At 72.7% G+C, this 13,830-nt stretch carries 16 protein-coding genes; 5 read left to right on the top strand and 11 right to left on the bottom strand.

The window, feature by feature from the left end; genetic code table 11:
- Positions 1–2 precede the first annotated feature (2 nt).
- From ACH5AC_RS31340 to mgrA, 5 genes are all read right to left on the bottom strand, one after another.
- A complete protein-coding gene (locus tag ACH5AC_RS31340) occupies positions 3–992 on the bottom strand; it encodes a serine/threonine-protein kinase (RefSeq protein ID WP_398865623.1) in 990 nt (329 codons plus the stop codon).
- The gene (locus ACH5AC_RS31345; protein WP_398865624.1) at positions 982–1,527 is read right to left on the bottom strand and encodes a hypothetical protein; all 546 of its coding nucleotides are present in this window, start codon (positions 1,525–1,527) and stop codon (positions 982–984) included. The genes ACH5AC_RS31340 and ACH5AC_RS31345 overlap by 11 nt, the downstream gene beginning before the upstream one ends.
- 7 nt (positions 1,528–1,534) lie before the next feature.
- Positions 1,535–3,874, bottom strand: coding sequence for an FHA domain-containing protein (locus tag ACH5AC_RS31350; RefSeq protein WP_398865625.1), 2,340 nt, complete (start codon positions 3,872–3,874; stop codon positions 1,535–1,537).
- Positions 3,875–3,924: 50 nt separating this feature from the next.
- Complete coding sequence (locus ACH5AC_RS31355) at positions 3,925–4,335, bottom strand: hypothetical protein (protein WP_398865626.1); 411 nt, start codon at positions 4,333–4,335, stop codon at positions 3,925–3,927.
- Between the two features lie 362 nt (positions 4,336–4,697).
- Complete coding sequence (gene mgrA, locus ACH5AC_RS31360; protein WP_398865627.1) at positions 4,698–5,693, bottom strand: L-glyceraldehyde 3-phosphate reductase; 996 nt, start codon at positions 5,691–5,693, stop codon at positions 4,698–4,700.
- A gap of 78 nt (positions 5,694–5,771) precedes the next feature.
- Here mgrA and ACH5AC_RS31365 point away from each other — a divergent pair, with 78 nt between their 5' ends.
- Entirely contained in the window at positions 5,772–6,656 is an 885-nt protein-coding gene (locus tag ACH5AC_RS31365; protein ID WP_398865628.1) for a LysR family transcriptional regulator, read from the top strand.
- 25 nt (positions 6,657–6,681) lie between these two features.
- Positions 6,682–7,197, top strand: a complete 516-nt coding sequence (locus tag ACH5AC_RS31370; protein ID WP_398865629.1) for a DUF664 domain-containing protein — start codon at positions 6,682–6,684, stop codon at positions 7,195–7,197.
- Here ACH5AC_RS31370 and ACH5AC_RS31375 read toward each other — a convergent pair.
- The gene (locus tag ACH5AC_RS31375; protein ID WP_398865630.1) at positions 7,179–8,258 is read right to left on the bottom strand and encodes an adenosine deaminase; all 1,080 of its coding nucleotides are present in this window, start codon (positions 8,256–8,258) and stop codon (positions 7,179–7,181) included. The two genes, ACH5AC_RS31370 and ACH5AC_RS31375, sit on opposite strands and share 19 nt — an antisense overlap.
- A gap of 49 nt (positions 8,259–8,307) precedes the next feature.
- Positions 8,308–8,691, bottom strand: a complete 384-nt coding sequence (locus tag ACH5AC_RS31380; protein ID WP_398865631.1) for a VOC family protein — start codon at positions 8,689–8,691, stop codon at positions 8,308–8,310.
- A gap of 94 nt (positions 8,692–8,785) precedes the next feature.
- On the opposite strand from ACH5AC_RS31380, the gene ACH5AC_RS31385 reads away from it, so the two are divergent.
- The 3 genes from ACH5AC_RS31385 (at position 8,786) to sph (ending at position 10,688) form a co-directional block, all read left to right on the top strand.
- Positions 8,786–8,938 (top strand): hypothetical protein, encoded by a 153-nt coding sequence (locus ACH5AC_RS31385; RefSeq protein WP_398865632.1) that lies wholly within the window; start codon positions 8,786–8,788, stop codon positions 8,936–8,938.
- A 175-nt stretch (positions 8,939–9,113) separates the two neighbouring features.
- Positions 9,114–9,578, top strand: coding sequence for a pyridoxamine 5'-phosphate oxidase family protein (locus ACH5AC_RS31390; protein ID WP_398865633.1), 465 nt, complete (start codon positions 9,114–9,116; stop codon positions 9,576–9,578).
- 126 nt (positions 9,579–9,704) lie between these two features.
- Positions 9,705–10,688 carry a sphingomyelin phosphodiesterase gene (sph, locus tag ACH5AC_RS31395; RefSeq protein ID WP_398865634.1) on the top strand — a complete coding sequence of 328 codons (984 nt, stop codon included), beginning with the start codon at positions 9,705–9,707 and terminating at the stop codon, positions 10,686–10,688.
- A 76-nt stretch (positions 10,689–10,764) separates the two neighbouring features.
- On the opposite strand, the gene ACH5AC_RS31400 is transcribed toward sph, so the two are convergent.
- The 4 genes from ACH5AC_RS31400 to ACH5AC_RS31415 form a co-directional block, all read right to left on the bottom strand.
- Positions 10,765–11,619, bottom strand: a complete 855-nt coding sequence (locus tag ACH5AC_RS31400) for a hypothetical protein (protein ID WP_398865635.1) — start codon at positions 11,617–11,619, stop codon at positions 10,765–10,767.
- Positions 11,616–12,188 (bottom strand): sigma-70 family RNA polymerase sigma factor, encoded by a 573-nt coding sequence (locus ACH5AC_RS31405; RefSeq protein WP_398865636.1) that lies wholly within the window; start codon positions 12,186–12,188, stop codon positions 11,616–11,618. The genes ACH5AC_RS31400 and ACH5AC_RS31405 overlap by 4 nt, the downstream gene beginning before the upstream one ends.
- Positions 12,185–12,349 carry a hypothetical protein gene (locus ACH5AC_RS31410; RefSeq protein ID WP_398865638.1) on the bottom strand — a complete coding sequence of 55 codons (165 nt, stop codon included), beginning with the start codon at positions 12,347–12,349 and terminating at the stop codon, positions 12,185–12,187. Before ACH5AC_RS31410 ends, ACH5AC_RS31405 begins: the two co-directional genes overlap by 4 nt.
- A 257-nt stretch (positions 12,350–12,606) precedes the next feature.
- The gene (locus ACH5AC_RS31415) at positions 12,607–13,830 is read right to left on the bottom strand and encodes an RNA polymerase sigma factor (RefSeq protein WP_398865639.1); all 1,224 of its coding nucleotides are present in this window, start codon (positions 13,828–13,830) and stop codon (positions 12,607–12,609) included.

A 13,830-nucleotide genomic window follows, 5' to 3' on the forward strand; every position in this document is an offset into this window, starting at 1 on the left:
AGTCACCGACGGAACATCGGCTCCGCCCAGCGCGGCGGCGGCTTCGGCGGGTCTCTCAGCGGATCCACGACCCTGAGGTCCACCTCGGTCGGCGGGTGACCGGTCGCCGTGCCGCCCCCGGCCACGGCGGCGCGCAGGTCGGCGACGAAGGCGAGGCAGGAGTCGTGGCGGTCGTCGGGGGCCTTGGCCAGCGCCCTGGCGAACACGGCGTCGACGTGCGGGTCGAGGTCCGGGCGCGCCTTCGTCAGGGGCGGCGGCTCGTCGTACTGGTGGGCCCACAGCAGGGCCATGTCGTCGTCGCGGCGGAACGGCGGCTGCCCGGCGAGGATCTCGTGGACGACGCAGGCGAAGCCGTAGACGTCGCAGCGCGCGTCGACCGGCTTGCCGGAGATCTGCTCGGGGGCGACGTAGTCGAGGGTGCCGACGAACTGGCCGACGGTGGTGAAGCCGGTCAGCGACAGGGACTTCTTCGTCAGACCGAAGTCGGTGAGGTAGGCGTGCTCGGGGTGGTCGGTGTCGGTGCCGCGGGCGATCAGGATGTTGCCCGGCTTCACGTCCCGGTGGACCAGCCCGTGCTCGTGCGCCGCGTCGAGTGCGGAGGCGACCTGGGCGGCGATGCGCAGGGCCGCGGCGGGCGCCAGCGGGCCCTGCCGGTCCAGGAGGTGGCGCAGGTCGCTGCCGGCGACGTAGCGCATGGCGATGTAGAGGATGCCGTCGGTCTCGCCCGCCTCGTAGACCGGCACGATGTGCGGGTGGTCGATGGCGGCGGCCGCCCGGGACTCATGGGTGAAGCGCTGCCGGAAGGTGTCGTTGCGGGCGAGTTCGGGGGCGAGCAGCTTGAGCGCGACCGTGCGTTCCAGACGCAGGTCGCGGGCACGGTAGACGACGGCCATGCCACCGCGGCCGATCTCGCGTTCGATGCGGTAGCCGGCCACCGTGCGGCCGATCAGCTCGGAGGGGCGATCGGAGAAGAGGCTGCTCTCATGGGCCATCGGGGGTCACGACCTGGGTCGGGGCGTGTCCGGGCGGTGCGGTGGCGCGGGGTTCGTCGTCCGTGGCGTAGGTGCTCAGCCGGGTGCCGTCGGCGTAGACCCACCGTCCGTGCTCGGTGTCGTACAGCCACAGGGACTCTCCGTCGACGACCACCCCGGTCCGCAGGCCCTCGGTGCGGCGGCGGAAGGTCTCGCCGTCGAGCGCGCCGGACGCGAGGTCCTCGACGGCCGCCCGGTAGCCGGCCAGCACGCGTTCGACGCGGGCGAGCAGGGGGCGGGGGTCGGCGGTGCGGGTGAGCGGGCCGCCGTCGACGGTGGGCGGGTCCTGCGGTACGGCGACCAGGAGGCGGCCGTCGACCCAGGCCGACCAGCCGTTGGCGCACAGCACATGCCCCCAGTCGCCGCGCTCCTCGACGAGCCGGACGGGCAGCAGCGGGTCGAGGGGCACGGTGGGCCGGGCGGGGTCGGGGGCCTCCCAGGCGGGCATGCCGTGCCCGGGGACGACGTGTGTGGGCCGGAAGGCCGGGATCGTCATGGCGGTCCTACTTCCGCATGATGGCCGGCTCGTGCCGGCGCAGCAGCCGGGAGACGGTCCAGCCGAAGACCACCGAGAGCACGAGGAGCATGCCCACGTCGAGCAGCCACACTCCGGCCGAGTGCTCGAACAGCGGGTCGGCGGTCAGGTCCCCGGGCGAGATCCGGGCCAGGTCGAGGGTGCCGGCCATGGCGGCGAGCGCCCAGCGGGAGGGCACCAGCCAGGCCAGCTGTTCCAGTACGACCACACCGTGCAGCTCCAGCAGGGCGCCGCAGAACACCACCTGGACGATGGCGAGCAGCACCAGCAGCGGCATCGTGACCTCCTCCTTGCTGACCAGGGCGGAGACCACCAGGCCGAGCATCATCGCGGTGAAGGCCAGCAGGGCGACGACGAGGGTGATCTCGATCAGCGGCGGCATCAGCACGCCCTGGCCGCCGGGTGCGTTGAGGTCGACACCGAGCAGGCCGACCAGGCTGAGGACGACCGCCTGGACGACCGTCACCGTGCCGAGCACCACCACCTTCGACATCAGGTACGCCGTTCTGGACAGTCCGACGGCGCGCTCCCGCCGGTAGATCGGCCGCTCCTTCACCAGCTCGCGCACGGCGTTGGCGGCGCCGGTGAGGACGCCGCCGACGCACAGGATCAGCAGGGCGTTCAGCGCGGTGCGCCGGTTGAGTTCGCCGCCCGCCAGGGCGCGGGCCATGGCGCCCATCACGAACGGCAGGGCGATCATGATGGCGAGGAAGGTGCGGTCGGCGCTCAGGGCGGCCGCGTAGCGGCGCACCAGGGTGCCGAGCTGGGCGCGGCGGCTGCGCGGCCGGCGCGGGGGCGGCATGATCACCGGGCCCTCGCGGGGCAGCCGGGGCTGGGCGGTGGAGTCGACGACGTACTGCCGGTGCAGCCGCGAGGTGCGGTACTGGCCCGCCCAGTCGCGGTCGCCGTCCCGTTCGAACGCCTCGAACGCCTCGGGCCACTGGGTGTAGCCGAAGAAGGCGAGGGCCTCGTCGGGCGGGCCGTAGTAGGCGATCCGCCCGCCGGGGGCGAGCACCAGGAGCCGGTCGCACACGTCGAGGCTGAGGACGCTGTGGGTGACGACGATGACGGTGCGGCCGTCGTCGGCGAGGCCGCGCAGCATGTGCATCACCGAGCGGTCCATGCCGGGGTCGAGGCCGGAGGTCGGCTCGTCGAGGAAGAGCAGCGACGGTTTGGTCAGCAGCTCCAGGGCGACGCTGACCCGTTTGCGCTGGCCGCCGGAGAGGCTGTGCACGGGCTGGTCGGCGCGCTGCTCCAGGCCCAGTTCGCGGATGACCTCCTCGACCCGGGCGCGGCGCTCGGCCCGGGCGGTGTCCTGCGGGAAGCGCAGCTCGGCGGCGTAGGCGAGGGCGGCGCGCACGGTGAGCTGGGCGTGCAGGATGTCGTCCTGGGGGACGAGGCCGATGCGCTGGCGCAGTTCGGCGTACTCGCGGTAGAGGTCGCGGCCGTCGTAGACGACCGTGCCGTGGTCGGCGGGGCGCTGCCCGGTCAGGGCGTTGAGGAGGGTGGACTTGCCGGCGCCGCTCGGTCCGACGACGGCGAGCAGGCACTTCTCCCCCACCGGGAAGGAGACGTGGTCCAGGAGGGTCTTGCGGCCGTGGTCGACGGCGACGGTGAGGTCCTGGACGTCGAGGGAGATGTCGCCGGTGTCGACGTACTCCTGCAACTGGTCGCCGACCAGGCAGAACGCTGAGTGGCCGATGCCGAGGATGTCGCCGGGGGCGAGGGGCGCGCGGACGACGGGGCGGCCGTTGAGGTAGGTGCCGTTGTGGCTGCCGAGGTCGGCGATCTCGTATCCCCCGTCGGGCAGGGCGCGCAGCTCGGCGTGGTGGCGGGAGACCACGAGGTCCTCGATGACGAGGTCGTTGTCGGCGGCGCGGCCGATGCGCACGGTGCGGGTGGGCAGCGGGCGGACGGCGGTGGGCTGCCGGAAGGTGCCGGTCTGTGCGGGCATCTGCACCGCGGAGGGGCGTTCCGGGGCGGGCGGCGGGCGGCCGACGAGGACGGCGCGGGGACCGTCGGCGGGGTTGCCGAAGCGGATCACGCTGCCGGGGCCGACGTCCCACTCGTGGACGCGGTGGCCGTCGGTGTAGGTGCCGTTGGTGCTGTGCTCGTCCTTCAGGGTCCAGTGGTCGCCCTCGGGGCGCAGCACCGCGTGGTGCCAGGAGACGCGGGTGTCGTCGAGGACGATGTCGCTGAGCGGGTCGCGTCCGACGTGGTAGGCGTGGCTCGGGGTCATCACCGTGGCGCCCGTCTCGGTCTCCAGGACGAGTTCGGGCGCTGTCGAGGCGACCTGCCGCTCCGCCATGCCGGAATTCTATCGATTGGTCCGGATGTGCGCCCTGTCGGGGCGCGGGGTCAGCCGACCGGCACCACCAGTGCGGGGATGGTGCGCTGCATCCGCAGCGCGTCGACGGACTCGGCGAGCAGCTCGTACTCGGTGGTCTCGTCGCTGGCGGCGATCCGCACCAGCCGTCCGCCGGCCAGTTCGTCGGCGACCAGTTCCTGCTGTTCCACGTCCGCGCACCAGGAGCGCAGGATCCGGGGCACGTCGGGCACGGTCTCGGCGACCGGCACCAGCGCGCCCGCCGGATACCGGGCGCTCTCGGGCTGCGGATCCAGCCGTTCGGCGATCCAGGAGGCCCGGTCGCGCAGCCACCACAGGGCCAGCGCCAGCGTGGGCGCCCGATAGGTGCCGAGCGGTACGCCGATCCGCCGGCCGTCGCAGATGCCGTACGCGGTGACATGGCACAGGAATTCGTCGTGCACGCCTCACTCCCCCGTCGATCGCTTGCGCCTGGGCCTCGCTTTCCATGCGGCTCTCGGGTGGTGAACTGCCCCTGACGTTCGAGTATGTTCACTTCTAAATCACTGTCACCACGACTTTCCGGCCACTCTCCTGGCATATTCCGCGCCGCCGCTGGCCGAAATGTGGCGGGGCGCCAGGTCCGGTGTCATGACCCGCGAGGTCATCGCCATGGGCACGTCGGGGGGAGGCGCCGCGATGAGTTCCGCCGCCCTCGCCGGGCCACCCGGCAGGACCGGCGTGAGCGGAGGAGATCATGAACGCGCGTGGTGAAGTGGGGCGATCGGCAAGGAGGAGGGCGACCGGGTCCGGCTGACCGAGCGGCTCAGCCGTTGATCACGGCGTCGATACGGGCCAGCTCACCCGCCGCGAAACCGAGGTTGTCCAGCGCGCCGACGCTGTCCTCGATCTGCCGGGCGCTGCTCGCACCCACCAGGGCGGAGGTCACCCGGCCGCCGCGCAGCACCCAGGCGAGCGCCATCTGGGCCAGCGACTGCCCGCGGCCCTTGGCGATCTCGTCGAGGGCGCGCAGCTTGGCCACCAGCTCCCCGGTGACCGCGTCGGAGTGCAGGAAGGGGCTGTCGCTCGCGGCCCGCGAGTCCTCGGGGATGCCGTCGAGGTAGCGGGAGGTCAGCAGACCCTGCTCCAGCGGGGAGAAGACGATCGAGCCGACCTGCAGCTCGTCCAGCGCGTCGAGCAGGCCCCCGGTCTCCGGGCGGCGGTCCAGCATCGAGTAGCGCGGCTGGTGGATCAGCAGCGGGGTGCCCAGCTCGCCCAGGATGCGGGCGGCCTCGCGGGTCTGCTCGGCCGAGTAGTTGGAGACGCCGACGTACAGCGCCTTGCCCTGCTGCACGGCCGAGTGCAGGGCGCCCATCGTCTCCTCCAGCGGAGTGTCCGGGTCGGGGCGGTGCGAGTAGAAGATGTCGACGTAGTCCAGGCCCATCCGGGCCAGGCTCTGGTCCAGGGACGACAGCAGGTACTTGCGGGAGCCCCACTCGCCGTACGGGCCGGGCCACATCAGATAGCCGGCCTTGGTGGAGATGATCAGCTCGTCGCGGTAGCGGCCGAAGTCCGCCTTGAGGAACTCGCCCAGCGCCGACTCGGCGGCGCCGGGCGGCGGGCCGTAGTTGTTGGCCAGGTCGAAGTGCGTGACGCCGAGGTCGAAGGCGCGGCGCAGAATGGCGCGCTGAGTCTCGACCGGCCGGTCCGGGCCGAAGTTGTGCCACAGTCCGAGCGACAGCGCGGGGAGTTTCAGGCCGCTGCGTCCGGAGCGCCGGTAGGGCATGTCGGCGTAACGGTCGGGGTGTGCGGTGTACGACATGCACCCACTCTTGCCTGACCTGCGGACAGTGGTCCAACAGGAGAATCCGATGAGATTCAGCGGTTACGCTTCTCAATCATGGAACTCCGCCATCTCCAGCACTTCGTCGCGGTCGCCGAGGACCAGCACTTCACCCGGGCGGCCGAACGTCTGATGGTCTCCCAGTCCGGTCTGTCCGCGTCGATCCGGGCGCTGGAGCGGGAGCTGCGGGCGCCGCTGTTCGTGCGCACCACCCGCCGGGTGACGCTGACCGAGGCCGGGCGTGCCCTGCTGGGCGAGGCCGAGCGCGTCCTGGCGCAGGTCCGGGCGGCGCACGAGGCGGTGGCGGCGGTGCAGGGCGTGCTGCGCGGGACGCTGGCGCTGGGCGCCGAGCAGTGCATCGCCGGGGTGCATCCGCCCCGGCTGCTCGCCGCGTTCCGCCGGCTCCATCCGGACGTGGAGATCCGGCTGCGGCAGCACGGCTCGGGCACGCTGGCGGAGGAGGTCGCGGCCGGGCGGCTCGACCTGGCCTTCGCCTACCGCACCCAGGAGGACACCGACCAGCTGCGCTCGGTGCCGCTGGCCGCCGAGCCGATGTACGTGCTGTGCCACCCGGATCACCGGCTCGCCGGTGCGGCGGCCGCGCTCACCCCGCAGGACATCGCGGGCGAGGTGTTCGTCGACTTCCACCCCGACTGGGGTCCGCGCCGGGCGACCGACGCCGCGTTCGCCGCTGCGGGGGCGCGGCGCACGGTGGCCCTGGAGGCCAACGACGTGCACAGCCTGCTGGACCTGATCGACGAGAACCTCGGCATCGCGGTCGTCCCCCGCCACTTCCGGCACAAGCGGGAGGCGCTCACCGCGCTCCCCCTCAAGGGCGCCGGCGAGGCGGCCTACGAGACGGTCGCCCTGCTCCCGCCCCCGCAGTCGACCAGCCCGGCGGCGCGGGCGCTGATGACGCTCCTGGAGATCGGGAGCGCGTAGGCGCCGACTGCGCGATGGTGGTCGTATGCATGCGAAGGACATCCTCATCGACGGCTACGGCCGCATCCGGGAAGAAGTCCACGCGGCCGTCGAGGGCCTCGACACCGACGACCTCAACGCCCGCCCGACCGCCGAGACCAACTCCGTCGCGTGGCTGATCTGGCACCTCACCCGAGTGCAGGACGACCACATCGCCGACGCGTTCGACCTGGAGCAGGTGTGGCTCACGCGGGACTGGGAGAAGAGGTTCGGCCTGGACCTGCCGCGCCGTGACACCGGGTACGGGCACAGCGCGGCGAAGGTCGCGAAGGTACGGGTCGACTCACCGGACCTGCTGACCGGCTACTACGACGCCGTGCACGCGCAGACGCTCCAGCAGCTGCGCGCGGTGACCGCGGCGGACCTCGAACGCATCGTGGACGAGCGCTGGGACCCGCCGGTCAGCCTGGGCGTACGGCTGGTGAGCGTCCTGTCCGACGATCTGCAGCACGTCGGACAGGCGGCCTATGTGCGTGGGCTGCTTCAGAGCGCGGCGGCGTAGCCCGGCAGGACGACGTCCTCGATGAGGGCCTTGCGCTCGTCGAACGGGATGAAGGCGCTCTTCACCGCGTTCACCGTGACGGTGCGCAGGTCCTCGACGGTCCAGCCGGCCTCCTCGACCAGCAGGGACATCTCCCGGGTCATCGTCGTGCCCGACACCAGACGGTTGTCGGTGTTGAGGGTGACACGGAAGCCGAGGTCCTTGAGCGCGGTGATCGGGTGCTCGGCTATGGAGGTGGCGGCGCCGGTCTGGAGGTTGGAGGTGGGGCACATCTCCAGCGCGACCCGGCGGTCGCGCACCCACCCGGCGAGGCGGCCGAGCTTGCCGGCCGCGAGGTCGGGGATGTCGTCGGTGATGCGCACACCGTGGCCGAGGCGCTGGGCGCCGCAGATCTGCAGGGCCTGGTGGATGCTGGACAGGCCGTCGGCCTCGCCGGCGTGGATGGTGAACGGCACGTTCTCGCGGCGCAGGTGCTCGAAGGCGTCGAGGTGGTCGGCGGCGGGGAAGCCCGCCTCGGCACCGGCGATGTCGAAGCCGACGACACCGGCGTCCCGGAACGCCACGGCCAGGTCGGCCGCCTCACGGACGCGGTCGAACATCCGCATCCCGCACAGCAGCGTGCCGACCCGCACGGGAGTACCGGCGGCCGCGGCCTTCGCCATGCCGGCGGCGAGGCCCTCCTGGACGGTCTCGACGACCTCGGCGAGGCTCAGCCCGCCGTTGGTGTTCAGCTCGGGGGCGTAGCGCACCTCGCCGTACACGACACCGTCGGCGGCCAGGTCGAGGACGTACTCCTCGGCGGTGCGCAGCAGGCCCTCGCGGGTCTGCATCACGGCGAGGGTGTGCTCGAAGGTGGCGATGTAGCGGACCAGGTCGCCGGAGTTGGCGGCCTCGAAGTACCAGGCGGCCAGCTCGTCCGGGTCGGTGGTGGGCAGGGTGTGGCCGACCTCCTCCGCCAGCTCGACGACGGTCGCGGGGCGCAGGCCGCCGTCGAGGTGGTCGTGCAGGACGGCCTTGGGGAGGCGGCGGATCAGATCGGTGTCTACGCGCGTAGCAGTCATGGCGGGGTCTTTCCTTGAGCGGGGTGGTTCGGGGCGTCGGGAGGGAGGATCAGCCGACTGGCTGGAGCAGGTCCCAGCGGTTGCCGTAGAGGTCCTGGAAGACGGCGACCGAGCCGTAGGGCTCGTGACGCGGCTCCTCCAGGAAGGTCACGCCGGCGGCCAGCATCCGGGCGTGGTCGCGGGCGAAGTCGTCGGTGTGCAGGAAGAACCCGACGCGTCCGCCGGTCTGGTCGCCGACACGGGCCCGCTGGGCGTCCCCCCTGGCGCGGGCGAGCAGCAGCCCGCTGCCCTCACCGGCCTGGACGACGACCCAGCGGGAGCCGTCCGGACGCGGGGTGTCCTCCAGGAGGCGGAATCCGAGGGCCTCGGTGTAGAAGCGGATCGCCTCGTCGTAGTCGTCGACGACGAGGGTGACCAGGGCGACGCGTCTCATCGTGGCCTTTCGGGAGGGCTGATTAGCGGGAGAGGTTATACGTAAAACCTGCTACGCGCCAGTCACCCGGAGGGCCGAACGTCCCCTCCAGGCCATGGAGAGCGCCCTTCCGGGCCTGGCGCCCATCACGGCGCCCGAGCCCGGTGGGCACGGCGGCACGTTCATCAAGCGGCCGGCCGGGAAGCTCGGCACCCGGGCCGCAGCCCCTCGCAAGTGGGCGCGCCGGGCTGGTGCGCCCACGCCGTGACCCGCTGACCGGGATCGCGTCCACGACGAGGCCGACGTCCGGGGCGCCCGGCTGTCCACCTCTGCTGACCGCTCCAGCTTCGCGGCCAGGGACGGGGTCCTAGGGCCAAGGACCGAGCGGTTCCTCTGCGCGCGGCCGAGGTGGGGCGTGCGGGGGCGCGGCTACGGTCGCGGGCATGGGGATCGGTGAGCGGTCGCGGGACGTGCCCGAGGCGCGCAAGAAGGATGTGCTGGGCCGGCTGGAGCGGGAGGTCGACGCCTGGGTGGCCACGGCGGACGGTGACGGGACGCCCTGCTTGGTCGCGCTGTCGTTCCTCTGGGACGGCGAGTGCCTGTGGCTGTCCACGCGTCTCACCAACCCCACCGGCCGCAATCTGAGCGACGGGCGCCGGGCGCGCCTGGCCCTCGGGGACACCCGGGACGTCGTACTGGTCGACGGCGAGGTCGACACGTACGCGCTGCGGGACGTGCCGGAGAGCATCGCCGAGGCGTTCGCGGTACGGACGGGCTGGGATCCGCGACGGGGCGGTGGCGCGTCGTACGCGTACTTCCGGGTCCGCCCGCGGGAGGTGCAGGCGTGGTGCGAGGAGCGGGGGCTGCCGCGTCGGCACCTGATGCGGGACGGGGTGTGGATGGTCTGAGGCGGCGCGCGCCGACCGATCTTCGCGGAACGGATCATTCCAAGCGGCACGGGGGTTACCTGGCGGTAATCCCCGGTGGTTTCATGTCCGGCGCCACTCAACCCCCTCCACCCTCAGGGAGATCCAGTGCCGCTCGCCGCACCGCGCCGCACCCGGGGCGCCGTCGCGCTCGCCCTTGCGCTGTCCGCCGTGCCGTTCGCCGGCGCCGCACCCGCCGAGGCCGCCGAACCGGCGCCGGCGGTGCGGGTGTTGTCGTACAACGTGTTTCTGATGAGCAAGAGCCTGTACCCGAACTGGGGGCAGGACCACCGGGCCGCGGAGATCGTGAAGGCACCCTTCTTCCGGGGGAACGACGTGGTGGTGCTGCAGGAGGCGTTCGACAACTCGTCCTCGGACGCGCTGAAGCGTGCGGCGGCCGCCGAGTACCCGTACCAGACGCCCGTCGTGGGGCGGAGCCGGGACGGCTGGGACGCGACCGGCGGGGCGTACTCGTCGGTGACGCCGGAGGACGGAGGTGTGACGATCCTCAGCAAATGGCCGGTCCTGCGCAGGGAGCAGTACGTCTTCAAGGACGCCTGCGGCGCCGACTGGTGGTCCAACAAGGGCTTCGCGTATGTGGTGTTGAACGTGAACGGCGCCAAGGTGCATGTGGTCGGCACGCACGCGCAGTCCACCGACCCGGGGTGCGGCGCCGGTGAGGCCGCGGCGATGCGCAGCCGGCAGTTCCGGGCCGTCGACGCCTTCCTTGACGCCAAGGGCATTCCGGCGGGCGAGCAGGTGCTGGTCGCCGGTGACCTCAATGTCGACTCGCGCACGCCCGAGTACGCCTCGATGCTCGCCGACGCCGGCCTGGTCGGCGCCGACGCGCGCACCGGGTACCCGTACTCCTTCGACACACGGGAGAACTCCATCGCCCGGTACCGGTATCCGAACGACCCGCGCGAGGATCTCGACTTCGTGCTGCACCGCGCGGGCCACGCCCGGCCGGCGGTGTGGAAGAACGAGGTCGTCCAGGAGGAGTCGGCGCCCTGGACGGTGTCCAGTTGGGGCGCCGACTACACGTACACCAACCTCTCCGACCACTACCCGGTGACCGGTTACACGGGCTGACCTGCCGCCAGATGCACCGCCTCCAGCCGCCGCAGGTCCTCCGCGGTCCCGCACGGCCCCTCGGACGGGCGGTCGGTCAGCAGGCCACCGTCTCCTCGCACTTGCGCAGCGCCTCGCGGACGTCGCGGCTCCACTGGCGAGGAGTGCGCGGGGAGGCGGCGGAGACGGTGTGCACGCCCGGTTCCTTGCGCTCGGGCAGAGCGGCGGTGCGGGTGCGGTGGTGCTCCCCGGCGGGGGCCGCGCCGCGTCCGCAGACCTCGTAGAGGAGGTCGGCGAGATCGCCGTCGGGCAGGGGCAGCTCCAGGTCGTCGTCGACGAAGCCGATCACGGCGGGTACGTACTCGACCAGTGACCGCAGCGCCTGGGGCAGGCCCCGTCCGCCGCGCCGCAGCCCGCGCAGCACATGCAGGGCCGTCTCTATCTCCAGCTCGGTGGCCTCTCTGCTCAGGGTGGCGGGGGTGATCTCCGTGTGGCGCAGCCACCAGTCGGCCTCCTCGTCCTCACCGAGGGAGCGGTGGTGGAGGTAGAGGCAGTACGAGGAGACGGTGTCGGAGCCGCCGGCGCCGTACTGCCACCAGAAGCGGGCGCTGTCCTCGCAGCCGGCGAGATGGAGGAGCCCGCCGAGGACGCGGGCGCCGGACGGCTCCGGCAGGGAGCTGCCGAGGAAGGTGCCGATGCCGTCCAGGGCACCGGGGCGGGTCAGCAGCGCCTCGCACAGTGCCCGCAGGTCGCGGGCCGCCGGGTGGACCTGCGCGGGCCGGCGGACCGGCGGGGGGTTCTCGTCCGCAGGGGGTGCGTCGGCGTCGGCGGCGACCCGGGCGGCGATGCGGGCTTCGGCGGCCTCGATGTCCGAGCGGGTGTAGGGGGCGGTGGGCTTCAGCCGGGCCCCGGCGAGCAGGGCGTCCACGTCGCTCACGGTGTCGTAGGTCATGAACGCTCCGCCTCCTCCTCGGCGTACGACGTATAGATCCTGTCCAGCCGGCGTTTGGCGTAGCGCTCGGTGGAGCGCACTCCCGCCTCGGTGATGCCGAGGTGGAACGCCACCTCGGCGGTGCTGTAGCCCTCGCAGTAGCGCAGCCGGATGACGTCGCGCTGGCGCTCGGGCAGGTCGGATATGGCGCGGAACAGCCGCAGGTTCTGCTCGATCACCTCGAAGGCGTCCTCGGCGCCCTGCAGGGTGACCGTCTCGAAGACCGCCGTGTCCATGAGGGTGGCGCGCCGGCCGCGGGCCCGGGCGTGGTCGATGACCCGGTTCTTCACCACCCGCCAGGCGTACGCGGCGGGGTTCTCGGTGCTGAGTGTCTGCTGCCACTCGCGGGCCAGCTGGACGAACGCCTCGTCGACGGCCTCCTCGGCGTCCGCGCGGCAGCCGAGGCAGCGTTCGGCCTCGCGGACATAGCGCGGCCGGTGCATCTGGTGGAACGCGGCGAAGTCCAACGGCAGTTTCTCCGGTGCCCGTGAGCGTCCGGCGGGGCTCAGTTTCGACTCCTCCTGGGTCACCGGTCGCCTCCCGGCAGTCGGTGGTCCATCTCCCGGACGCCCACCCGTACGAGGGCGGCGGCGACCCGGCGGGCGAGGTGGACGAGGCCGGGTCCGAAGACCCGCAGGGCGAGCAGGGACAGCGCCACGTCGCGGGCTGGCTGTAGGAACTGGTCGTTCACGGACCCTTCGGTCCTCTCCGCTGGCTGGTCGGGGCTCAGGGGCCCCGGAAGGCGACGGTTACACCTTCTGCCTCCACAGCGTCCGGCCGGGCCGTTTCGTGCATGCCGGGTTCGAATGCCCGGTGGATTTGGTCGATTAGGACTACGGAGTGAGTCGTTCCGGACTAACACCGGTGCCGTTCCGGACTAACTGCCGTGGCTTTGCGGTCGCTTGGCGCACCACTTGCGCCCACTCCTGCCCGCTTCCTTGAGGCCGCTCAGACCCGCGAGGAGGGGCCGTCTGGCGCCCGGCGTGTGAGCCCAGCGCGCCGGCGTTCGAGGAAGGCACGCGTCGGCGGGCTCTCGACGAGGGCGAGGGCCGCGTCGTACGCCTGGGCGGCCTCCGCGCGGCGGCCGAGGCGGCGCAGCAGGTCGGCGCGGACCGCGTGGAAGACGTGGTAGCGGTCGAGGGCGAGCGTGTCCACGAGGTCGAGGGCGTCCTGCGGGCCGTCGACCTCGGCGACGGCGACGGCCCGGTTGAGGGCGACGACCGGGCTCGGGGCGACGGCCATCAACTGGTCGTACAGGCGCAGGATCTGGCCCCAGTCGGTGGCACCCGGGGTCGGGGCGTCGCTGTGGACGGCGTTGACGGCGGCCTGGATCTGGTAAGGCCCGGGCCGCCCCCGGCGCAGGCAGCCGCGGACGAGCGCCTGTCCTTCGGCGATCAGCTCACGGTCCCAGCGGGTGCGGTCCTGCTCGGGCAGCGGTACGAGTGTGCCGTCGGCGTCCTCCCGGGCGGGCCGGCGCGACTCGGTCAGCAGCATCAGTGCGAGCAGTCCGGCGACCTCGGGTTCGTCCGGCATCAGCTCGGCGAGGAGCCGGCCGAGGCGTACGGCCTCGGCGCACAGCTCGGGGCTGCCCGAGCAGCCCTCGTTGAAGATCAGGTAGACGACGGCGAGCACACCGTTCAGCCGGTCCGGCAGGTCTGCGTCGCGCGGCACACGGTACGGGATCCGCGCGTCCCGGATCTTGGCCTTGGCCCGGACCAGACGCTGGGCCATGGTCGGCTCGGGCACCAGGAACGCGCGGGCGATCTGAGCGGTGGTGAGCCCGCCGAGCAGGCGCAGGGTGAGGGCGACCCGGGCCTGGGGGGCGAGGGCGGGGTGGCAGCAGGTGAAGATCAGCCGGAGCCGGTCGTCGTGCACGGGGCCCTCCTCGGCCGGTTCGCCGGGCGCCTGGAGCAGGGCGGCCTGGGCGTGCCGTGCGTCGCGGCCGGCCTCCCGGCGCAGCCGGTCGACGGCCCGGTTGCGGGCGGTGGTGATGATCCAGCCGGCCGGGCTGGGTGGCACCCCGGTCCGCGGCCAGCGCGCCACGGCCGTGGTGAAGGCGTCCTGGACCGCTTCCTCGGCGAGGTCGATGTCGCCGAGGAAGCGGACGAGGACGGCGACGGCCCGGCCGTACTCCGCGCGGAAGACGGCCGCCACGTCGGGGGCGCCGGCCAT

This window comes from Streptomyces sp. NPDC018693, from assembly GCF_044391385.1.
Classification (GTDB): Bacteria; Actinomycetota; Actinomycetes; order Streptomycetales; family Streptomycetaceae; genus Streptomyces.

Bases quoted from the DNA above. Each gene is read 5' to 3' on its own strand.
- ACH5AC_RS31340 (WP_398865623.1), bottom strand. From the start codon at position 992: ATGGCCCATGAGAGCAGCCTCTTCTCCGATCGCCCCTCCGAGCTGATC.
- ACH5AC_RS31345 (WP_398865624.1), bottom strand. From the start codon at position 1,527: ATGACGATCCCGGCCTTCCGGCCCACACACGTCGTCCCCGGGCACGGC.
- ACH5AC_RS31350 (WP_398865625.1), bottom strand. From the start codon at position 3,874: ATGGCGGAGCGGCAGGTCGCCTCGACAGCGCCCGAACTCGTCCTGGAG.
- mgrA (WP_398865627.1), bottom strand. From the start codon at position 5,693: ATGTCGTACACCGCACACCCCGACCGTTACGCCGACATGCCCTACCGG.
- ACH5AC_RS31365 (WP_398865628.1), top strand. From the start codon at position 5,772: ATGGAACTCCGCCATCTCCAGCACTTCGTCGCGGTCGCCGAGGACCAG.
- ACH5AC_RS31370 (WP_398865629.1), top strand. From the start codon at position 6,682: ATGCATGCGAAGGACATCCTCATCGACGGCTACGGCCGCATCCGGGAA.
- ACH5AC_RS31375 (WP_398865630.1), bottom strand. From the start codon at position 8,258: ATGACTGCTACGCGCGTAGACACCGATCTGATCCGCCGCCTCCCCAAG.
- ACH5AC_RS31380 (WP_398865631.1), bottom strand. From the start codon at position 8,691: ATGAGACGCGTCGCCCTGGTCACCCTCGTCGTCGACGACTACGACGAG.
- ACH5AC_RS31385 (WP_398865632.1), top strand. From the start codon at position 8,786: ATGGAGAGCGCCCTTCCGGGCCTGGCGCCCATCACGGCGCCCGAGCCC.
- ACH5AC_RS31390 (WP_398865633.1), top strand. From the start codon at position 9,114: ATGGGGATCGGTGAGCGGTCGCGGGACGTGCCCGAGGCGCGCAAGAAG.
- ACH5AC_RS31400 (WP_398865635.1), bottom strand. From the start codon at position 11,619: ATGACCTACGACACCGTGAGCGACGTGGACGCCCTGCTCGCCGGGGCC.
- ACH5AC_RS31415 (WP_398865639.1), bottom strand. From the start codon at position 13,830: ATGGCCGGCGCCCCCGACGTGGCGGCCGTCTTCCGCGCGGAGTACGGC.